Annotated in this window: 23 protein-coding genes and 2 tRNA genes; 14 read left to right on the top strand and 11 right to left on the bottom strand. The window is 70.7% G+C overall.

The window, feature by feature from the left end; genetic code table 11:
- The first annotated feature begins 2 nt into the window (after positions 1–2).
- Both EFJ44_RS01320 and EFJ44_RS01325 read left to right on the top strand, forming a co-directional pair.
- Positions 3–407 carry a PTS sugar transporter subunit IIA gene (locus tag EFJ44_RS01320; protein WP_125255388.1) on the top strand — a complete coding sequence of 135 codons (405 nt, stop codon included), beginning with the start codon at positions 3–5 and terminating at the stop codon, positions 405–407.
- A complete protein-coding gene (locus EFJ44_RS01325) occupies positions 404–688 on the top strand; it encodes an HPr family phosphocarrier protein (protein WP_125255389.1) in 285 nt (94 codons plus the stop codon). Before EFJ44_RS01320 ends, EFJ44_RS01325 begins: the two co-directional genes overlap by 4 nt.
- 6 nt (positions 689–694) lie before the next feature.
- On the opposite strand, the gene EFJ44_RS01330 is transcribed toward EFJ44_RS01325, so the two are convergent.
- Together EFJ44_RS01330 and EFJ44_RS01335 are read right to left on the bottom strand one after the other, a co-directional pair.
- Positions 695–1,108, bottom strand: a complete 414-nt coding sequence (locus EFJ44_RS01330; protein ID WP_125255390.1) for a BLUF domain-containing protein — start codon at positions 1,106–1,108, stop codon at positions 695–697.
- An 85-nt stretch (positions 1,109–1,193) separates the two neighbouring features.
- A tRNA-Ala gene (locus EFJ44_RS01335) sits at positions 1,194–1,269 on the bottom strand.
- Between the two features lie 138 nt (positions 1,270–1,407).
- Between EFJ44_RS01335 and EFJ44_RS01340 the strand changes: the two genes are divergently transcribed.
- From EFJ44_RS01340 to EFJ44_RS01350, 3 genes are all read left to right on the top strand, one after another.
- Entirely contained in the window at positions 1,408–1,731 is a 324-nt protein-coding gene (locus tag EFJ44_RS01340) for a YggT family protein (protein ID WP_125255391.1), read from the top strand.
- A gap of 81 nt (positions 1,732–1,812) precedes the next feature.
- On the top strand, positions 1,813–2,691 hold the full coding sequence (locus EFJ44_RS01345) for a 3-hydroxybutyryl-CoA dehydrogenase (protein ID WP_125255392.1): 879 nt from the start codon (positions 1,813–1,815) through the stop codon (positions 2,689–2,691).
- Positions 2,688–3,248 carry a phthalate transporter gene (locus EFJ44_RS01350; RefSeq protein ID WP_125255393.1) on the top strand — a complete coding sequence of 187 codons (561 nt, stop codon included), beginning with the start codon at positions 2,688–2,690 and terminating at the stop codon, positions 3,246–3,248. The genes EFJ44_RS01345 and EFJ44_RS01350 overlap by 4 nt, the downstream gene beginning before the upstream one ends.
- A gap of 18 nt (positions 3,249–3,266) precedes the next feature.
- On the opposite strand, the gene lpdA is transcribed toward EFJ44_RS01350, so the two are convergent.
- The 4 genes from lpdA to EFJ44_RS01370 all read right to left on the bottom strand — a co-directional run bounded on the left by lpdA (position 3,267) and on the right by EFJ44_RS01370 (position 9,507).
- Positions 3,267–4,673, bottom strand: coding sequence for a dihydrolipoyl dehydrogenase (gene lpdA / locus EFJ44_RS01355; RefSeq protein ID WP_125255394.1), 1,407 nt, complete (start codon positions 4,671–4,673; stop codon positions 3,267–3,269).
- 75 nt (positions 4,674–4,748) lie between these two features.
- Complete coding sequence (locus EFJ44_RS01360) at positions 4,749–5,246, bottom strand: hypothetical protein (RefSeq protein ID WP_125255395.1); 498 nt, start codon at positions 5,244–5,246, stop codon at positions 4,749–4,751.
- Positions 5,247–5,306: 60 nt separating this feature from the next.
- Entirely contained in the window at positions 5,307–7,046 is a 1,740-nt protein-coding gene (locus EFJ44_RS01365; protein WP_125255396.1) for an ATP-binding protein, read from the bottom strand.
- Between the two features lie 193 nt (positions 7,047–7,239).
- Positions 7,240–9,507 carry a TonB-dependent receptor plug domain-containing protein gene (locus EFJ44_RS01370; protein WP_125255397.1) on the bottom strand — a complete coding sequence of 756 codons (2,268 nt, stop codon included), beginning with the start codon at positions 9,505–9,507 and terminating at the stop codon, positions 7,240–7,242.
- A 199-nt stretch (positions 9,508–9,706) separates the two neighbouring features.
- Between EFJ44_RS01370 and EFJ44_RS01375 the strand changes: the two genes are divergently transcribed.
- Complete coding sequence (locus EFJ44_RS01375) at positions 9,707–10,765, top strand: phytase (RefSeq protein ID WP_125255398.1); 1,059 nt, start codon at positions 9,707–9,709, stop codon at positions 10,763–10,765.
- On the opposite strand, the gene EFJ44_RS01380 is transcribed toward EFJ44_RS01375, so the two are convergent.
- The 3 genes from EFJ44_RS01380 to EFJ44_RS01390 all read right to left on the bottom strand — a co-directional run bounded on the left by EFJ44_RS01380 (position 10,762) and on the right by EFJ44_RS01390 (position 12,425).
- Positions 10,762–11,448, bottom strand: a complete 687-nt coding sequence (locus EFJ44_RS01380; protein WP_125255399.1) for a TMEM175 family protein — start codon at positions 11,446–11,448, stop codon at positions 10,762–10,764. The genes EFJ44_RS01375 and EFJ44_RS01380 overlap by 4 nt on opposite strands.
- Positions 11,449–11,539: 91 nt before the next feature.
- A tRNA-Gly gene (locus tag EFJ44_RS01385) sits at positions 11,540–11,614 on the bottom strand.
- A 64-nt stretch (positions 11,615–11,678) separates the two neighbouring features.
- Complete coding sequence (locus EFJ44_RS01390; protein WP_125255400.1) at positions 11,679–12,425, bottom strand: Bax inhibitor-1/YccA family protein; 747 nt, start codon at positions 12,423–12,425, stop codon at positions 11,679–11,681.
- A gap of 127 nt (positions 12,426–12,552) precedes the next feature.
- Here EFJ44_RS01390 and thpR point away from each other — a divergent pair, with 127 nt between their 5' ends.
- The 6 genes from thpR to EFJ44_RS01420 all read left to right on the top strand — a co-directional run bounded on the left by thpR (position 12,553) and on the right by EFJ44_RS01420 (position 15,496).
- Positions 12,553–13,092: an RNA 2',3'-cyclic phosphodiesterase gene (thpR, locus tag EFJ44_RS01395; protein WP_125255401.1), complete on the top strand. Its 540-nt coding sequence runs from the start codon at positions 12,553–12,555 to the stop codon at positions 13,090–13,092.
- Entirely contained in the window at positions 13,089–13,643 is a 555-nt protein-coding gene (locus tag EFJ44_RS01400) for a GNAT family N-acetyltransferase (RefSeq protein ID WP_277596034.1), read from the top strand. The genes thpR and EFJ44_RS01400 overlap by 4 nt, the downstream gene beginning before the upstream one ends.
- A 47-nt stretch (positions 13,644–13,690) precedes the next feature.
- On the top strand, positions 13,691–14,209 hold the full coding sequence (locus EFJ44_RS01405; RefSeq protein WP_125255402.1) for a lipocalin family protein: 519 nt from the start codon (positions 13,691–13,693) through the stop codon (positions 14,207–14,209).
- A gap of 166 nt (positions 14,210–14,375) precedes the next feature.
- Positions 14,376–14,567 (top strand): hypothetical protein, encoded by a 192-nt coding sequence (locus tag EFJ44_RS01410; protein ID WP_125255403.1) that lies wholly within the window; start codon positions 14,376–14,378, stop codon positions 14,565–14,567.
- Between the two features lie 66 nt (positions 14,568–14,633).
- Positions 14,634–15,080, top strand: a complete 447-nt coding sequence (gene mmcB, locus EFJ44_RS01415) for a DNA repair putative endonuclease MmcB (RefSeq protein WP_125255404.1) — start codon at positions 14,634–14,636, stop codon at positions 15,078–15,080.
- 56 nt (positions 15,081–15,136) lie between these two features.
- Positions 15,137–15,496, top strand: a complete 360-nt coding sequence (locus tag EFJ44_RS01420; protein ID WP_125255405.1) for a four helix bundle protein — start codon at positions 15,137–15,139, stop codon at positions 15,494–15,496.
- 52 nt (positions 15,497–15,548) lie between these two features.
- Here EFJ44_RS01420 and EFJ44_RS01425 read toward each other — a convergent pair whose 3' ends face one another.
- Together EFJ44_RS01425 and EFJ44_RS01430 are read right to left on the bottom strand one after the other, a co-directional pair.
- Entirely contained in the window at positions 15,549–16,124 is a 576-nt protein-coding gene (locus EFJ44_RS01425; RefSeq protein ID WP_125255406.1) for an ActR/PrrA/RegA family redox response regulator transcription factor, read from the bottom strand.
- 52 nt (positions 16,125–16,176) lie between these two features.
- Positions 16,177–17,640, bottom strand: a complete 1,464-nt coding sequence (locus EFJ44_RS01430; protein WP_125255407.1) for an ActS/PrrB/RegB family redox-sensitive histidine kinase — start codon at positions 17,638–17,640, stop codon at positions 16,177–16,179.
- A 50-nt stretch (positions 17,641–17,690) separates the two neighbouring features.
- On the opposite strand from EFJ44_RS01430, the gene EFJ44_RS01435 reads away from it, so the two are divergent.
- Positions 17,691–18,335, top strand: coding sequence for an SCO family protein (locus EFJ44_RS01435; protein ID WP_125255408.1), 645 nt, complete (start codon positions 17,691–17,693; stop codon positions 18,333–18,335).
- 73 nt (positions 18,336–18,408) lie between these two features.
- Positions 18,409–19,599 (top strand): methionine adenosyltransferase, encoded by a 1,191-nt coding sequence (gene metK, locus EFJ44_RS01440; protein WP_125255409.1) that lies wholly within the window; start codon positions 18,409–18,411, stop codon positions 19,597–19,599.
- The last annotated feature ends 32 nt before the right edge of the window (positions 19,600–19,631 follow it).

A 19,631-nucleotide genomic window follows, 5' to 3' on the forward strand; every position in this document is an offset into this window, starting at 1 on the left:
TCATGATCGGTCTGGTGATCGTCACCCACGGGGGACTGGCGTCGGAATTTCTCGCCGCCATGGAGCATGTGGTCGGGCCCCAGCGCGGCGTGGCCGCGATCTGCATCGGGCCGGACGACGACATGGAGCGTCGCCGCCGGGACATCGTCGACGCCGCCCAGGCCGTGGACGACGGGCAGGGGGTGATCCTGCTGACCGACATGTTCGGCGGCACGCCGTCCAACCTCGCCATTTCGGTCATGGAGGAGACCCGGGCCGAGGTCATCGCCGGGCTGAACCTGCCGATGCTGATCAAGCTGGCCGGCGTCCGTGGCCGCGAGCCGATGGAGGCCTGCGTGGCCCACGCCCAGGACGCCGGGCGCAAGTACATCTCGGTCGCGTCCTGGGTGCTGGCGGGGGACAAATGAGCGAAGCGGCGTGGGTCCGGCGGACAGTCGGAATCTGCAACCAGCGTGGGCTGCATGCCCGCGCCAGCGCCAAATTCGTGAAGCTGGCCGCAGCCTATGAGAGCGAGATCCGCGTCACCCGCGACGGCACGACGGTGAACGCCCTGTCGATCATGGGCCTGCTGATGCTGGGCGCCGGCAACGGCTGCGGGCTGGAGATCGCCGCACAGGGTGCCGACGCGGAGGCGGCCGTGGCGGCGCTGGCCGATCTGGTCGACCGGAAGTTCGACGAGGGCGAGTGACGCCGTTCAGGTGTGGATGGCGTCCACCTCGGCCAGCCGCCGGAGCAGTTCGATCGCCGTCGCCGGGTCGCGCGTCGCGGTTTCGACCGCGTCGCGCATCAGCGGTTCGGCCTCGGGCGTGACGCGGGGCACGGCCATGGACCAGTCGGAAAAGCCGCGTTCCGCGACCTGACGGCGCAGCACGACCTCGAGGTCGGCGTGACGGGGGTCGGCGCCCACCCGCCCCAGCAGACGCTCGATCGATTCCGGCCGCCCCTCGACCGTCTGGAAGAAGCGGCCGTCGGCATAGACCAGGGCGCCGGTGATCCCGTCACGCCAGTTGTTGCGTTGGGACACCGCGAGGATCTCGGCGATGGTCAGGAGATGGTCCATCGGCGCGGTCGCGCGGCTGACGTAGGCGACCTGGCACAGTTCCGGCATCTGGACGCTCCCTCTCCGCGACTCCAACGCACGGCCGGGCCTGGCGGCTCCCTCGCGACACGGGATCACTTCTCCGGAAGGCGCCTGGTGGAGCCGAGGGGAGTCGAACCCCTGACCTCGTCATTGCGAACGACGCGCTCTACCAACTGAGCTACGGCCCCGGTTTCCCGGTCCAGGCGAGGGCGCGACATAGGCGGGCGTCCGGGGGCGTGTCAACGGGACGCGCGGCGGAATCCTTTGGACGCGGCGGCCCGGGCGGGTAGAAGCGGCGGAAGGCATCACTCGGACGGGTTTCTCTCATGGGCGGCGGCATCGCGGGTTTCATCTGCTTCCTGGTGGGCACGGCCTTCAGCTTCCTGTGGTGGGCGATCATCGGCACGGTCATCCTGAGCTGGCTGTTCGCCTTCGACGTGATCAATTACCGCAACCGGTTCGTGTCGCAGATCGCCGGCTTCCTCGACGCGGTGACGGCGCCCGTGCTGGCGCCGCTGCGGTCGATCATTCCGCCGATCGGCGGGTTCGACCTGTCCCCTCTGGTGGCGCTGGTCCTCATCTCCGGCATCCAACGGTACATCCTGCCGATGTCCTGCGCCGCCCTCCACGACCTGTTCGGCGGCTTCTGAGGCTTTCCCGCCCTTGCGCCCATGGCCCCGCCTTCTAAGGTGCGGCCGACGGGCGGGGCCGTCCGAGATCATCCGGAAGTCATGAGTTCCATCCGCACAGTCTCCATCCTCGGCGCCGGCCAGATGGGCGCCGGCATCGCCCAGGCCGTGGCCGTGGGCGGCTATGAGGTGCGCCTCTACGACGTCGATCCCGCGCGGGTCGCCGCCGCGCGCGCCGAGATCGGCGCCAGCCTGGCGCGACAGGTCGAGCGCGGCGCGATCACCGCCGAGCAGGGCGGAGACGCCGGCGCGCGCATCACGGCGGCGGGCTCGCTGGCCGAGGTCGGCGCCGCCGATCTGGTGATCGAGGCGGCGGTCGAGGACGAGGCGGTCAAGAAGGCCGCCTTCGCGGAACTGACGCCGCATCTGGCCGCCGGAACCCTGCTGGCGTCGAACACCTCGTCGATCTCGATCACGCGGCTGGCCTCGTCGACCGACCGGCCCGAGCGCTTCATCGGCCTGCATTTCATGAAGCCGGCCCCGACCATGAAGCTGGTCGAGATCGTGCGCGGCATCGCCACCTCGGCGGCCACCTACGACGCGGCGGTGGCCTTCGCCGAGAGCCTGGGCAAGACGACGACGAACGCCGAGGACTTCCCCGCCTTCATCGTCAACCGCATCCTGGCGCCGATGATCAACGAGGCGGTGTTCACCCTGTACGAGGGGGTGGGCGACGTGGCCTCGATCGACGCGGCGCTGAAGCTGGGGGCCAACCATCCGATGGGGCCGCTGGAGCTGGCGGACTTCATGGGGCTGGACGTCGTGCTGGCCATCATGAACGTGCTCTACGACGGTCTGGCCGACAGCAAGTACCGGCCCTGCCCCCTGCTGGTGAAGTACGTCGAGGCCGGATGGCTGGGCCGCAAGGCCGGGCGCGGCTTCTACGACTATTCCGGCGCGACCCCGGTCCCCACGCGATGAAGGTCGATTTCGAGGACCCGAAGAGCCTGCCGGGCCGCGATCCCGTGGCGTGGAAGCGGTCGACGGCCGCCCTCGTGCTCGCCGCGGTCGCCGGGATCCTGTGGCCGCCGCTGTGGCTGACCCTGCTGATCTGGCGGCCGACGACCTGGTTCCGGGGCGTCGACACCGACTGGCGGCTGATCGTGCTGGCGGTGGGGGTGGTCGCCGTGCCGGCCCTGCTGTGGTGGCTGCGCAAGGAGCATGCGCGCACGGGGCGGCCGGGCACGCGGCTGGGGGTGGTGTGGCGCTTCATGTTCTACGGCGGCCTGCTGGCCGTGGCGCTGCAGGCCCTGCTGGCCCTGATCGTGTCGGTTTTAGGCTGGGTCACCTCGGCCGACGTCGGGCAGGCGGTCGGCTTCACCGAGACGGCGCTGCTGCTGTTCGGCGTGGGCGGGCTGCCGCTGGCGGCGGTGGTGGGCGTGTCCTACGCCCTGTGGGCCGGCCTGTGCGCCGCCTTCATCGCCGTGGAGCCCCGGCCGGAGGTCAAGGACCGGCTGGGCGTGCTGCAGCGCTATTGATCCCGTGAGGCAGGCCGGTCAGGCCTGCATGGTCCAGCCTTCGACGCCCATGGCGGCCTGACGAACGGCTTCCGAGCGCGTCGGGTGGGGGTGGCAGATGCGGGCCAGATCCTCGGACGCGCCGCCGAAGGCCATCAGCACGCAGGCCTCGCCGATCAGTTCGCCGGCCTGCGGCCCGTAGATGTGCACGCCCAGAACGCGGTCGGTGGCCTTGTCGGCCAGCACCTTCACGAAGCCCTCGCCCTCGTGGTTGATCTTCGAGCGGCTGTTGGCGGTGAAGGGGAACTTGCCTTTGGAATAGGCGACGCCCGCGGCCTTCAGCTGTTCCTCGGTCTTGCCGACCCAGGCCACTTCCGGCGTGGTGTAGATGACGCTCGGCACCAGATCGTAGTCGACGTGCCCGGCCTTGCCGGCGATCAGCTCGACGGCCGCGACGCCGTCCTCCTCGGCCTTGTGGGCCAGCATCGGGCCGTGGGTCACGTCGCCGATCACCCAGACGCCCTCGGCCACCTTGAAATGATCATGGGCGACGAAGCCGCGCGCGTCCGGCGCGGCGCCGACGGTCTCCAGCCCCACGCCCAAGGTGTAGGGACGGCGGCCGATGGCGACCAGCACGACGTCGGCCGTCAGCGTCTCGGCGTCGCCGCCCTTCGCCGGCTCGACGGTCAGGGCGACGCCGTTCGCGTCGGCGCGGGCGGACGTGACCTTCTGGCCCATGCGGAACTTCATGCCCTGTTTGGTCAGGCCCCGCTGGAAGGCGGTGGCCACCTCGGCGTCCATGCCGGCGCCGATGGCGTCCAGATATTCGATCACGGTGACCTCGGCCCCGAGGCGGCGCCAAACGGAGCCGAGCTCCAGCCCGATGACGCCGGCGCCGATGACGACCATCGACTTCGGCACCGCCGGAAGCGAAAGGGCGCCGGTGGAATCGATCACCTTGCCCTCGACGAACTCCACGCCCGGCAGCGGGGTGGGCTCCGACCCGGTGGCGATGATCACGTTCTTCGTCGTGTAGGACGTGGCGGCGCCGTCCGGCCCTTCGACCACGACCCTGCCCGGGCCGTCGAGGCGGCCGCGCCCCTTCAGCCAGTCGACCTTGTTCTTCTTGAACAGGAACTCGATGCCCTTGGTCAGGGCCGTCACGCTGTCCTGCTTCTGGGCCATCATCTGGCCGAGGTTCAGCTTCGGCGCGACCTCGATGCCCAGACCGGCGAAGTCCTTCGACGCCGCCTCGAACAGCTCGGACGCGTGCAGCAGGGCCTTGGACGGCATGCACCCGACGTTCAGACAGGTCCCGCCCAGGGTCTCGCGCATCTCGACGCAGGCGACCTTCAGCCCCAGCTGGCCCGCGCGGATGGCGGCGTTGTAGCCGCCGGGGCCGCCGCCGATGATGATGACGTCGTAGGCGGGGGTCTGGTCGGCCATGGGGTCCTCGGGCGTCGGGAGAGCGCGCGCCGGGAACCTAGCGATCACGGGCGCGGAATCAACCGCGCGGGCCGCTCAGATCGCCAGTTGGCCGGGCGTGCGGGCGCGACGGCGGCGGCGGGTGGCCGCGAAGATCAGAAGGCCCAGAACGATCAGCCCCCCCAGAACCAGCCAGACCGGATCCACGCCCAGCGAGGCGCCCAGATCGCCCGGAGCGGCGGCCGGCCCGCCCTCGCTCATCGACGGACCGGCCGAGCGGGTGGTCATCTCACCGCCGCCCCGACCCCGGTCGATGGCCAGACGCAGGGCCGCGTCGGCGAGGAAGCCGAGGAAATAGGCGACGGCGGCCCGGGGATTGCCGGCCCCCAGCATGCCGGCGGCGATCAGATAGAGCAGGACGGCGCCGATCCACAGCCCGGCCGTCAGGGTTCCGCCCGCGCCCACCTCGGCCCCCATTCGGGTGATCGCGGCGCCCGGGTCGGCGCCCTCCAGCAACGGAGAGACGAAGGGCCAGGCCAGCCAGCCCGCATAGGCCAGCACCGCCAGCAGCAGCACGACGCGCAGGATCTTCATGACCGGGCCTTTCCCATTTCGGGACGATCAAACCCCAAAACGCGGCGGACGGCGAGTCCGTCAGGCGGCGGCGGGCAGGTCGACGGTCACGGTCGCGCCGGCGCCGGGCGTCGAGTCGACCGACAGGGCGCCGCCGGACTGACGGGCGAAGGCGTGGGCCTGGGAGAGGCCCAACCCGGCCGCTCCTTCCTTCGTCGTGAAGAAGGGTTCGACGGCGCGACGGGCGACGTCGGCGTCCATGCCCGGACCGTCGTCGCGAACGGTCAGGCGCAGGGTGGCGTCGTCGGGATGCGACAGACGCACGGCGACCGAGCCCCGCCCCCCCGTCGCCTGCGCGGCGTTGGTGACAAGGGCGGCCAGCGCGCCTTCCAGCGCCACGGGATCGACGCGGGCGACCATGGGGTCGGCCGGGACCTCGATCATCAGGTCGACCGTCGGCCCCGCGACCAACCTCAGCTTGCCCTCCATGCCCCGAACGACGGCGCCCAGATCGATCATCTGCACCGGCGCCGCGGCGTCGCCCTCGGCGAAGGCCGCCAGACGGCGCGTCAGCGTCTCGCCCCTCTGGCCGGCGGCAAGGGCGGCGCGACCGAGCCGGCGCACGCGGTCGGCGTCGTCGGCCTGGCTGACCATTATGTCCAGCGCGCTGGTCATGACGCCCAGCAGGGCGTGGAAGTCCTGGCTGACGCCGCCGGTCAGGCGACCGACGCCCTCCAGCCGGCGCGCGGCTTCCAGCTCCGCGCGCGCCTCGGCGCGGGCGCGTTCGGCCTCGGCTTCGGCGGCTTCGGCGCGGGCGCGCAGGGCGTCCAGCTCGGGCCGCAGGTCCTCGACGGGGCCGATCCCGGCGGCGGCTTCGGACGCCGGTTCAGGGTCCGGCCCCGCCCGTTCCCCGGCCGCCAGCAGCGCCTCGACCGCGCCCTCGTCGGACAGGAGCGGCAGCAGGCGCCAGCGCGTCCCCGCGGCGCGGCCGCCGCGCACCTCGAGCGGCTCCGCCTCTCCGACGGGCGCGGTCAGGGCGGCGCGCAGCGACTGGCGCGCCTCCACCCGCTCGTCCTCGGCCGCGAACAGGTCGGCGAAGTCTCCGCCCAGGATCAGGTCGTCGCGGCCGCTGAGGACGCGGGCCACGGGGTTGGCTTCCCGGACACGACCCTCGGGATCGAGGATCACGAGGGCGCTGGAGGCGGATTCGAACACGCGGCGGACCAGTCCGTCCGAGGCCGGGGGCTCCGGCACGACGGGCCTCTCGGGTTCGGGCGCCGGCTGGGTGAGGCCGTCGGTCTCGACGATGGCGGCGGTGGAGCCGATGATCTCGCCGGTCGCCGTCTCGATCGGCATGGCGGTGACCGAGACGAGCATCTTGCGGCGGGTCGCGGGGTTGGCCAGCAGGTGCTGGAATCCTTTCACCGTCTGGCCGCGCAGGGCGCGGGCGCTGGGCAGAAGGTCCGGCGGAACCGGCCGGCCGTCCGGATAGGTGATGCCCCAGGTCGCCGAATGGAAGCGCAGGCCCAGCAGCTCGGCGTCGCGACGGCCCAGCAGCTGGTGCGCGGCGCGGTTGGCGAAGACGAACTTGCCCTGTTTGTCGGTCTCGACGAGGGCGACGGGGATGGCGTTGAGGATTTCGAGCGTGCGGCTCTCGGCGGCCTCAGCGCGCCGGACGGCGGCGTCCAGCGCGGCGCCGGTCGCGTCGGTGCGGCCGCGCCGGGTCAGGCCCCACAGCCAGGCCGCGATCGCCAGCAGGAAGCCGAGGACGGCCAGGCCGGCGAACACCAGGGTCCAGTCGATCTGCCCTTCCATGACCATGACGACGCGCGCTCCATCCCGAAATGAGGCGCCGGATGCGCCCGTCCGGGGTTCTTGCAAGAGGCGAACCGCTCGCCCCGAAGGCGACTAGAACGGGCCGCATCCGCGGTCCAGCTTCGTCGTCCCGTTTCGGCACGAACAAGGGGCCGGGCGTCGCCGCCCGGCCCCTCGAGGGTCCGTCGTCCGTCGCGGATCAGAAGGCGACGCGCATCACCAGCTGATAGACCGGGCCGGCCTCCTCGGTCTCGACCTCGTACTCGTCGTAGTCGCGGGCGATCTGGTCGCCGACGTTCTCGAACTTGTCGAAGGTCTCGTCCTTGGACGAATCCAGCAGATTGGATCCGGTCAGGCGCACGATGACGTTCTCGCCGAAGCGCTTCTCGACGAAGATCTCCAGGTCGGCGCCGTAGGAGGTGTGGACCTCTTCGGCCAGAACGCGGTCGAAGGCGTCGCCCTGCTTGCGGTAGGTCGCCCCGAAGGCCGCGCCCCAGGTCGGCAGGTCCTGGGTGAAGCCGCCGCTGAAGACGTAGTCCGACTGGCCGTTGAAGCGGCGCTCGCCCATGAAGTCGGTGATCTCCGAGTCCAGCCAGCTGTAGTTCACGAACACGCCCGTCGACTCCATGCCGATGAAGTCCAGCGGGGTCGAGAGGTCGAACTCCACGCCGTAGACCTTGCCGTCGCCGACGTTGTCGACGGTGTAGATGAAGGTGCCGGGTCCGCCCGAGCCTTCCAGACCGGTGTTGGTCTCTTCCACCAGGTCCTGGACGTCGCGCCAGAAGACGTTGACGCCGGCGACGCCGCGACGGCCCAGACGGCGCTCGAAGCCGAGGTCGAAGCCCGTGGCGACCTCCGGCTTCAGGTCGGGATTGCCGACGAAGTCGCTGTCGCCCAACTCTTCCTCGAGAAGGGCCGGGGACAGGCGGTTGAAACCTGGACGGCGCACGGTGCGCGCGGCCGAGAAGATGATGCGGTCGTCTTCGCTCAGGGCCCAACGCAGGCTGAACGAGGGCAGCAGTTCCGCGTCGTCGGTTTCGCTGACCTGATCGGCGGGGGCGACGGTGCGGTCGGTGATCGTGGTCTCGGTCGTCTCGTAGCGCAGGCCGGCTTCCCAGCTCAGGGCGCCGGCCTCGCCCGACAGCTTGACGTAGGGGTCCAGCCGCGCTTCCTCGATGGTCACGTCGCCGCCGGCGACGGGGCTGGACGGGCCGAAGGCCGGAACCGCCGGACGCGGCGCCGGGGCGTTCGGCACGTTGAAGCGGATGCGCGGCGTCTCGGTGACCAGGGCGTCGCGAGTCTTCCAGTTGCCCTGCAGACCGAACTCCAGCTCCAGACCGTTCGACAGGTCGATCTCGTGCTCGATCGCGGCCTTCCACTCCTCGTCCTGGACGTCGGTCGAGATGGTGTCGAGGGTGAAGCGGTCCTCGTCCGGGAAGGGGGTGGCGTCGCGCAGGTATTCGGACTCGGCCTCGAACTCGTACTGCTGGTCGTCGATGTTGGCCCACGCGAGCTTGAAGGTCGTCTCGCCGCCGAACATTGCGCGCTCGTAGCGGGTGCGCAGCGACAGGTTGTCGGTGCGGATGTCGAGGTCATTGTCGTTCAGCACGGCGAGGTTGGCGTCGTTCTCCACGCCGTCGCGATATTCGATCGATTCCTCGTCCTGATAGCGGTCGGTGCGGACGAAGACGCCGGCGATCTCGAAGGTCCCGCCGGCCATGTCGGCCTCATAGGCGGCGTTGAAGGCGTAGTCGGTGCCGTCCCGCACGTCGGTCTGGACCTCGGTGTTGTCGATCGTGCCGTTGGGCTCGTCGTAGCGGATCGAGTACTTGTTCTTCGGATTGCGGCGATCCTGGACGTTGGCGCCCAGCAGGACGCGGCCGCCCAGCGCCTCGCCGCCCCAGACCGCGCCGTAGGTGCCGCCGAACCGCCCGTAGTCGCTGTCCGGAAACAGGATGCCGCCCAGACGCACGTAGCCGCCGTCCAGCGACAGGGCGTCGCGCAGGACGATGTTGATCGTGCCGGCCACGGCGTCGCCCGAGCGGTCGGCCGAGGACGAGCGCACCACCTCGACCCGTTCGATCAGTTCGGCGGGGATGCGGTCGACGAAGAAGCTGCGGTCCAGGTTGGCGCCGGGGACCTCCTCGCCGTCGATCAGAATCTTGGTGTAGCCGGGCTCCAGGCCCCGCAGGCGGGCGCCGTCGGATTCCAGAACGTCGGACAGGAAGGTGACCGAGGGCACGCGCTTCAGGGCGTTGCCCACGGTCAGCGGCTCGAACCGCTGGAAATATTCGCGGTCGTAGGACAGCGTCGGGGCCACGTCGTCGGTGCGGTTCCGCAGGACGGGCCGGCCGGTGACGATGACGTCCTCGACGGCCGTGACCGGACCCTGGACGTCCTGGGCCTGGACGGCCGTGGCGATGGCGAGCGGCGCGAGCGCGACGCCCATGAACAGCTTGATGCGCATGTGAATGGAATCCCCCGAGCGCCGGGCGACCTTTCGCCTGGGCCTCGGAAATCGCCTCTAGGCCCGCTCCACGACGCTCCGGCGAAGCTTGCATGACGGCGGAGTCTCAGAACGATCATCGTTTGGTGACGAGCGCTCCGGACGCTTGACGACGGGGGGCGGGCGGTGCGACCCGGCGCCGAAACGGGGGATCACCACCATGCGCCTGCTCGTCCTGACCGCCGCCGCGGCCCTGCTGGCCGCCTGTTCGACCGTCGAGGACCGGGGGCCGCAGGGCATCATGGCGCCGGGCGACCCGGCCAGGGCCGTCATGGCGGCGGTGGAGACGGTGGTGACCACCGATCCCGAGGTCGACGCCGACGATCCGGCCTTCTGGGCAGATCCCCGCGATCCGTCGCGCGCGGTCATGTTCGGGACGGACAAGTCGGACGGTCTCTACGTCCACAACATGGACGGAACGGTGCGGGAATTTCTGCCGTCCGGCCCGGTGAACAACGTCGATCTGCGCCCGGGTTACCGGGTCTGGGCGGGCGAGCGTGTTCTGGTGGGGGCCAGCAACGACGCGCCCGGAGCCAACGGCGTGAACCTCTACCTGTTCGACCCGGCGACCCTGTCGACCACCAACTACTGGTTCATGCCGACCGCCTACGAGCCGTACGGCTTCTGCATGGGGCGACGCGGCGAGGTGTTCTTCCTCGTCGTCACCACCAAGGCCGGCACGGTGCACCAGATGACGATCGAGGCGGGACCGACCGGGCCGGTGATCGGCGCGCCGCGCGTCTTGACCCTGGGCGGCCAGTTGGAAGGCTGCGTCGTCAACGACGCGACCGACGTCCTGTATGTGGGCGAGGAGGACGTCGGCGTCTGGCGCTTCGACTTCGATCCCGCCGGGCCGACGACGCCGACGGAGGTCGCCCGCGTCGACCGGGTCCGCGTCAAGGACGACGTCGAGGGCCTGACCATCATGCGAGACCGGGGGGTCGAGTATCTGATCGTCTCCAGCCAGGGCGACAGCACCTATCCGGTGTTCCGGATCGAGGGGGACCGGCACGTCTACGTCGGACGGTTCGCCATCGTCGACGGCCCGACGATCGACGGCGTGACCCAGACCGACGGGCTTGACGCCTTCTCCGGCCCGATCGGCCCCTTCCCGGAAGGGGCGCTGGCCTTCCACGATCATGAGGACGCGCCCAATCCGGGACAGCAGAACTTCAAGATGGTCGACTGGCGCGACGTGAAGGCGGCGCTGGGGCTCTAGGCGGCGGGGTCCGGCCCCGCGGCGGGTTTGCGCTTCAGGCCGTAGTACAGGCCGATGCCGGCCGGGATCAGCCAGTAGGCGAAGCCGGGCGCCCAGGGCGCGGCGGCCAGCAGGGGCGAGGCGGCCAGTCCGGCCGAGACCAGCCCTGCGCCCACGCACATCAGCCAGACGTCCCGCGCCGCGCCCAGCGCCGCGCGCGCCGCAGGGTCGCGCGCCTGCGGGCGGCCCACGTGGTTCAACAGGGCGTAGAGGCCGCTAAGGAAGGCGAAGCCGATCCCGTAGGAGACGAAGATGCCGCGCAGGTCGCCGATCGAGCGGATCAGCTCGCCGCCCGGCAGGCGCCCTCCGGAAATCCAGCCCATGCCCGACTCGGTCAGCAGGCGCAGCGGGAAGACGTAGACCAGCACGGTGAAGACGATGGCCAGGCTGATGAGGCCGATCGCGCCGCCGCGCGCGGTCGTCAGCCGGCCGAAGCCCCGATGCGCCGACCAGAACATGGTGACGAGGGCGAAGCCGGCGGCGAAGGCCGGCACGTGCGCCAGCGCCCGCCCCAGGTCCGCGAACCCGGTCAACGGCTCGGCGCCCGCGATGATCAGCAGGGTGACGGCGAAGGCGAAGGCGGCATCGACGAAGGCGTCCAGCCGCTTGCCCGCCTCGCGCTCGACCGCGTCGGAATGATCCATGCCCGCCTCCCGTCCCCGGGAAAAGCTGACGCATGCGCGAGCCGAAAACAAGAAAGGCCCCGCCGGGGCGGAGCCTTCTTTGGTCTCTGACTGGAGCGGGCGAGGCGATTCGAACGCCCGACCCTCACCTTGGCAAGGTGATGCTCTACCCCTGAGCTACGCCCGCGCTCTCAGTCGAGAGCGGGGCGTATAGCGGACCCGCCACACGCCCCGCAAGGGCCTTTTTGGACCTATTCGCGGTTGCCCATGAACGACAGCAGAAACTGGAACAGGTTCACGAAGTTGATGAACAGGCTCAGCGCGCCGAAGCCCGTGGCCACGCCCAGCGCCGCCTGGTTTCCGCCCAGGGCGTAGTAGGTCATCTTCAGCCGCTGGGTGTCGTAGGCGATCAGGGCCGAGAAGATCAGCACGCCGGCGGCCGAGATGATCAGGCCCAGAGTGCCGGAGCCCACAAACATGTTCACCACCGAGGCGATGATCAGGCCGATCACGCCCATGATGAGGAAGGTGCCCAGCGGGCCGAGGTCGCGCCTGGTCGTGTACCCGTAGAGGCTCAGCGCGCCGAAGGCGGCGGCGGTGACGAAGAAGGTCGAGGCCACCGAGGACGAGGTGTAGATCAGGAACACCAGACCCAGGCTGGCGCCGATCGAGGCCACGACGGCCCAGTACAGCAGGTTCACCCCGCCGGCCGTCGGGTTCTTCATGAAGAACATGGAGCCGAACAGCAGCACGAGCGGCGCGAACTGCACCACCATGCCCAGCATGGTCAGGCCGACGCGACCGTCCGGCGTGGCGGCGAAGAACAGCTGCTGCACCGCCGGGACGTTGCCGGTGACGTAGGCCAGCACCCCGGCGACCACCAGCCCCAGCGCCAGCTTGTTGTAGACGCCCAGCATGAAGGCGCGCAGGCCGGCGTCGACGGACATGTCGGCCGTCTGCGGCAGCGGGCGGGCGTATCCGTTGTTGAAGTCGCTCATCGCGAGTTCGATCTCCCAAATCTTCCCGGAATGTCCGGGTTCAGCCGGGGAATATCGGTGCGGCGCGGGGGTGACGCAAGGAAAACCGGACTTGGGATCGGCGGCGGTCGCCGCTACCAATGGCCGCATGATCCGGCTCTTCACGGCCCTTTCCCTGCCTCCGGAATTGGCCGAACCCCTGGCGCGGCGGCAGACGGGCCTGCCCGGCGCGCGCTGGCGTCCGACCGAGGCGCTGCACGTCACGCTCGCCTTCTACGGCGAGGTCGGCGAGCGCACGGCCGACGACCTGGCCGCCGAGCTTGAGCGCGCCGCGACGGGCGGGCCGTTCGCCCTGTCGCTGTCCGGCGTCGGCGCCTTCGGGGAGGGGCATCGCACCCACGCCGTCTGGGCCGGAGTGGCGCCGAACGAGCGGTTGAACGTGCTGGCGGGCCGCTGCCGCGCGGCGGGCGAGCGCGCGGGGCTGAGGCTGGAGACGCGGGCCTACAGGCCGCACGTGACGCTGGCCTACCTGAAGCCGCAGACCGACCCCGCGCGCATCGGGGCCTGGATCACGGGACACAATCTTCTGGAGTCCCCGCCCGCGCGGATCGACCGGTTCGGACTGTACTCCAGCGTGCTCACGCGGGATGGCAGCCACTATGAACTGGAGCGGGAGTATCTTTTGTGACCGATTGGATCGCCCCGGGGCCGACGCTGGAGACGGAGCGGCTGATCCTGCGCCCGACCGCCATGGCCGACTTTCCGCGCTGGGCGGAGATGATGGCCGACCCGGAGGCGGCGCGGTTCATCGGCGGCGCGCAGCCGGCGCCCGCGGCGTGGCGCGGCCTGATGACAATGGCCGGGGCCTGGGCCCTGACGGGCGTCGCCATGTTCAGCCTGGTCGAGAAGTCGACGGGCCTGTGGGTCGGCCGGCTGGGGCCGTGGACGCCCGAGGGCTGGCCCGGAACGGAGGTGGGCTGGGGCCTGCATCCCGACGCCCAGGGCAGGGGCTACGGCGTGGAAGGCGCCGCCGCCACGCTGGACTACGCCTTCGACGTGCTGGGCTGGACCGACGTCATCCACTGCATCGACCCCGACAACGTCCCGTCGCAGCGGCTGGCCGAACGTCTCGGGTCGAGCAACCTCGGGCCGACGAAGCTGCCGCCGCCGTTTCAGGACGCGCCGGTCGACCGCTGGGGCCAGACCCGGGAACAGTGGCGGGCGCGGCGCAACCGCTGAGGGCCTTCGCCCGTATCTGGCGGGTCGGATGAGAGATGGAGACCCTGATGCGTCATGCCCTGATCGCCGCCCTCGCCCTCACCCTGCTCGCTCCGGGAGCCGCCCACGCCCAGGTGTCGGGCCTGGACCTCGACCGCTTCGACGGTCGCTGGTTCGAGATCGCGCGCAGCCCCAACGACGTGCAGAAGGACTGCAGCCGCGCCCAGATCGACTTCACCGGGACGAACCGGGCCGACCGCTACGGCATCACCGTGACCTGCACCCGCCGCGCGGACGGGCGCGTCGAAACCCTGCGCGCCAATGCCAACGTCGACCCGGCCAACAACGCCAAGTTCCGCTTCACCCTGCGCGGCCTGCTGAGCTTCGGCGGACTGGCCGGACAGAACTACTGGGTTCTGGCTCACGCGCCGGACTACAGCTGGGCCATCCTGTCCCTGCCGAACAAGTCCGACTGGTGGATCTGGCACCGCAGTCAGAGCCCCTCGGCCGCCGTCCGCAGCCAGACCCTGGCCCGCGCGCGCCAGCTGGGCCTCGACACCTCGCGAGTGGTGACGACCGGCGGGTGACGCCGCCGTCTCCCGCAGGCTGTGTACGGTGGCGGTCTATGTTCCGCCGGGCCGACGCGGTATAAGGGACGCATCGAGGGCCGGTATTCTGGGCGCCCCCGACTGGAAGAGATCGGTGACGCACGCCGCACACTCCCCCCTTCTTCACAGGCTCGGGAGCGTGGTCTTGACCTTCATCTGTTTCGTGGAATCCAACGTCTCGGCCGTGCCCCACATGGAGCCGCTGACGGCGATGACGCCGGAAGAGGCGCGGGACGAGGCCCTGAGGCTGCTCCGGAACCATTCCAGCGGCGTGGCCGCGCATGTGTATGCCGGCGACGATCACGTCTACAGCGTCAAGGCCGGCGAGCTGGCCTGATGCCCGCGCGGCGCGCGGCGGTCCCGGCGGGTTGACCTCCGGAACACAACCGGAACATATGCCGCCATGGCGGTTTCCGCGCTCCAGATCGATCTCGTCTTCTCCCGGCCCGAGACCACGCTGGCCGTGACGCGCGGAGCGGCGCGGCTGCTCGTGGACATGGGCTACGCCCCCCTGCTGGAGGTCGGCCTGCCGAACGGGCGGCGCGCCGACGTCATGGCCCTGAGCCCGCGCGGCGAGATCGTGATCGTCGAGGTCAAGTCCGGGCTGGAGGACTTCCGCTGCGACCAGAAATGGCGCGAGTACGGCCCGTTCTGCGACGCCTTCTTCTTCGCCGTCGACCCCGGCTTTCCCCACGACCTGATCGAGAGCGACTGCGGCCTGATCGTCGCCGACGGCTTCGGCGGGGCGGTGCTCCGCGAGGCGACGGCGACCCCGCTGGCGCCGGCCCGACGCAAGGCCTTGACCTTGGCGTTCGGGAGGCTGGGGGCGATGCGGGCGCTGAAAGGGTAGGGCTTGGGGGTAGGGGCTTGGGGCTAGGGCTTAGGGCTTAGGGCTTAGAGAGGGGCATGAAGGGCTACCGCGATCTGGTGATTTGGCAGCGTGCAATGGGATTGGCGGAGGCCACCTACCGGGTCACGCGTGGCTTCCCCAGCGATGAGCGGTTCGGACTCACCTCTCAAGCCAGACGGGCCGCCGTGTCAGTGGCCGCCAACATCGCCGAGGGCTACGGGCGAGGAACCCGCCCGGCCTACGTCAGCTTCGTCCGCATCGCCCAAGGTTCGCTCAAGGAACTGGAGACCCACCTCATGCTCGCGGAACGCATCGGGCTCTGTCCTGAGGGGGCGACGGCCGAATTGCTCACGGAAGCCGACGAACTTGGCCGCATGGTGCGAACGCTCCTCACGCGCCTAAGCCCTAAGCCCTAAGCCCTAAGCCCTAAGCCCTAAGCCCTAAGCCCTAAGCCCTAAGCCCTAAGCCCTACCGCGGCGCGCGCTTGGCCAGGATGCGCTGCAGCGTCCGGCGGTGCATGCCCAGGCGGCGCGCGGTCTCCGAGACGTTGTGGTCGCAAAGTTCGTAGACGCGCTGGATGTGCTCCCAGCGCACGCGGTCGGCGCTCATGGGATTGTCCGGCGGCTCGGGCGCCTCGCCGGTCATCAGCAGGGCCTTGACCACGTCGTCGGCGTCGGCGGGCTTCTGCAGATAGTCGACGGCGCCGGCCTTCACCGCCGCCACGGCGGTGGCGATGGCGCCGTAGCCGGTCAGCATGACGATGCGGCTGTCCTCGCGCCGCTCGCGGATCATCTCCACGACCTTGAGGCCGTTTCCGTCCTCCAGCCGCATGTCCAGAACGGCGAAGGCGGGCGGACGTCCCGCCACGGCCACTCCGGCCTCGGCCACCGAAGCCACGGTGACGACCTCGAAGCCGCGGCTCTCCAGCGCCCGGCCCATCCGGGTCCGCAGGGCCTGGTCGTCGTCGAGCAGGAGCAGGGATCGGTCCGGCAGCGCCGCGACGCGGGCTTCCTGGGCGGAGGGATCGGCGGTCTGGTCGGTCATGGCGTCTCCTGTAACGCCGATGTCGGACCGTCCGGTTCCGTTCGCAAGCCTTTCAGGCCCCCTGCGACGATTCGAGCGCGGGGCGGGGCCAGCGCACGGTGACCCGGGCGCCCTTCATCGGCGGCTCGGCCTGCTCCGCCGAGCCGACCGAGACCACGCCGCCGCTCCGTTCGAGCAGGGTGCGCGAGATGAAGAAGCCCAGGCCCATGCCCCCCTGGCTGGGGGCGACCGGCTCGGCCTGCGGCGGCGGAGCCCTGCGCCCGCGGCGGCCGCCGGCCGCGGCCTGGGCGGCGGCGGCGATCTGGGCGGTCAGGGCGCGGCGCGCCTTGCCGTGCGGGCGGCTGGTCACATACGGCTCGCCAAGACGCGGCAGGACGTCGGCGGCGAAGCCGGGACCGTCGTCCAGCACGGAGATCTCGATCCAACCCGCGTCGACCACCGCCTCCAGCCGAACCGCGGCCGAGGCGAAGTCGGCCGCGTTCTCGACCAGGGTGGACAGGCCGTGCACGACCTCGGGCAGGCGACGCACCTGCGGCGGGCGCTCGCCGGAGCGGGTCCGCACCACGGCGGCGAAGTCGAGGTCGAAGCCGCGGTGGGGCTGGATGACCTCTTCGAGGAGGGCGCGCAGGCTGACCGAGGCGGTCAGGGCCCCGTCGTCCTGGGGCGCCTGGCTGAGCCGCTTGAGGATCTCGCGGCAGCGCTCGGCCTGCTGCAGGATCAGCTCGGCGTCCTCCGTCAGGGCGGCGTTGCCCCGCGCCGCGCGGCTCAGCTCCTTGGCCACGACCTGGATGGTCGCCAACGGCGTGCCCAGTTCGTGCGCCGCCGCGGCGGCCAGCCCGCCCATGGCCGCCAGCCTCTGCTCGCGCTGCAGGACGTCCTGGGTCGTCGCCAGCGCCAGCTCCAGCTTCTCGGCGTCGGCGGCCACCCGCCAGGCGTAGGTGGCGGTGAAGACCACCCCCGTCACCAGGGCCAGGCCGATGCCGACGCGGTAGAGGGGCGGCAGGTCGAGCTCGGTGCCCTTGGCCCACGGCAGGGGCAGAGACCAGTAGAACAGGGCCACCGAGGCGAGCAGGGCCATGAAGCCCAGCCCCAGAGCCTGCCGCGCGGGCAGGGAGGCGGCCGCCACCGTCACGGGCGCGACGAGCAGCAGGCAGAACGGGTTCCTCAGGCCTCCGGTCAGCGCCAGCAGGACCGTCAGCTGCAGCATGTCGAAGCCGAGGTGCAGGGCGGTGCGACGCCCGTCGGTCGGGTTCGGGTCCAGCGTCTTCAGCTCGGACGCGGCATAGAGATTGAACAGGACGCCGGCGGCCAGGGCCGCCGAACAGGCCAGGAGCGGCAGGTCGAAATGCAGGATCACCGTGGCGGTGAAGATGGTCGCGCTCTGACCCAGCAGGGCCATCCATCGCAGGATGATCAGGGTGCGCAGCGACAGGCCCCGGCCGCGGCGTTGCAGATCGCGCCACCCCTCCGGGGGGGTGCGTTCCTGCGGCGCGGCGTCGGCTTCCACGGGGCTCATGACCCTCCTATAGACCGGCGCGTCAGCCCTCACGAGACATTGGAGCCGCGATGCCGCGCCGCACCGTCATCCTGTTCGCCGCCGCCGTGTCCGGCATCGCCCTGGCCCTCGCGCTGGTCACCATGCTGGTGGTCGGGGCGCGCGACCGGGCGGCGCCCGCACAGGGCATGGCCGGCAGCTCGGTGCAGGCCGGCGGGACCGGTCAGCCGCAGGTCGGCGGCCCCTTCACCCTCGTGGATCAGGACGGGCGCACCGTGACCGAGGCGCTGCTGAAGGACCGCTGGAGCCTGGTGTTCTTCGGCTTCACGTACTGCCCCGACTACTGCCCGACGACGCTGGCCATGATCGACGCGACGAAGCGTGAACTGGGGCGCGAGGGCGAGGACCTGCAGGTGATCTTCGTCTCCGTCGATCCCGAGCGGGACACGCCGCAGGTCCTGAAGGACTATCTGTCCAGCCCCGGCTTTCCGCAGGGCGTGACGGGTCTGACCGGCACGCCGGACCGGATCGCCGCCACGGCCCGGGCCTACGGCGCCTATTTCGAGAAGGTGGGCGAGGGCGAGGGCTATACGATGAACCATTCGCTGGCGATCTGGCTGATGGGGCCGGACGGCCGGTCGCGGCTCAGCCTGAACCACCAGCTGGGCCCCGAGCGGACGGCCCAACTGATCCGCAGCGCCCGCGCGAGGGGGTGACGGCGACGGGTCGCTTGCACATATAAGGATATCTTTATATGAGTGCCCGCCTCGCCGTCCCCAGGAGCCGTCCGTGAGCCGTTCGTCCTTCCATTTCACCTCCGAGAGCGTCTCGGAGGGGCACCCCGACAAGGTCGCGGACCGGATCTCCGACACGATCGTGGACCTGTTCCTGGCCAGGGATCCGGAAGCGCGGGTCGCCTGCGAGACCCTGACGACGACCAACCGCGTGGTTCTGGCCGGGGAGATCCGCGGCAAGGGCATCTGGGAGAACGACGGCTGGGTCGGGAACATCGAGCAGGAGATCGAGGACGCCGTGCGCGCCGCGGTCAGGGACATCGGCTATGAGCAGGACGGCTTCCACTGGAAGACGTTCGAGTTCGCCAACCACCTGCACGGCCAGTCGGTCGACATCGCCGTGGGCGTCGACGCCGCCGGCGACAAGGACGAGGGCGCGGGCGACCAGGGCATCATGTTCGGCTACGCCTCGAACGAGACGCCCGAGCTGATGCCGGCCACCCTGGCCTACAGCCACGAGATCCTGCGGCGTCTGGCCGCCCTGCGCCACGGCGGCGAAAAGGCCCTGGAGCCCGACGCCAAGAGCCAGGTCACCCTGTTCTACGAGAACGGCAAGCCGGTGCGCGCCACCTCGATCGTCGTCTCGACCCAGCACGCCAGGGGCCTGTCGCAGGCCGACGTGCGCAGGGTCGTGGAGCCGGTGGTGCGCGAGGTGCTGCCCGCCGACTTCATCACCGAAGAGACCGTCTGGCACATCAACCCCACCGGCATCTTCGAGATCGGCGGACCCGACGGCGACACCGGCCTGACGGGCCGCAAGATCATCGTCGACACCTACGGCGGCGCGGCCCCGCACGGCGGCGGCGCCTTCTCGGGCAAGGACCCGACCAAGGTGGACCGCTCGGCCGCCTATGCGGCGCGGTATCTGGCCAAGAACGTGGTCGCCGCCGGTCTGGCCGACCGCTGCACCATCCAGCTGTCCTACGCCATCGGCGTGGCCCAGCCCCAGTCGGTCCACGTCGACCTGCACGGCACCGGCAAGATCGACGAAGAGGTGCTGGAGCGTGAGCTGCCGGGCCTGATCGGCGGCGCCACGCCGCGGTCGATCCGCACGCACCTCGGCCTGAACAAGCCGATCTACGCCCGCACCGCCGCCTACGGCCACTTCGGCCAGGCGCCCGACGCCGACGGCGGCTTCAGCTGGGAAAAGACCGATCTGGTCGACAGGCTGAAGGCGCTGGTCTGATATTCGACGGACCGGGGGCCGGGGATCGGCGA

This window comes from Brevundimonas fluminis (assembly GCF_003934285.1).
Classification (GTDB): domain Bacteria; phylum Pseudomonadota; class Alphaproteobacteria; order Caulobacterales; family Caulobacteraceae; genus Brevundimonas; species Brevundimonas fluminis.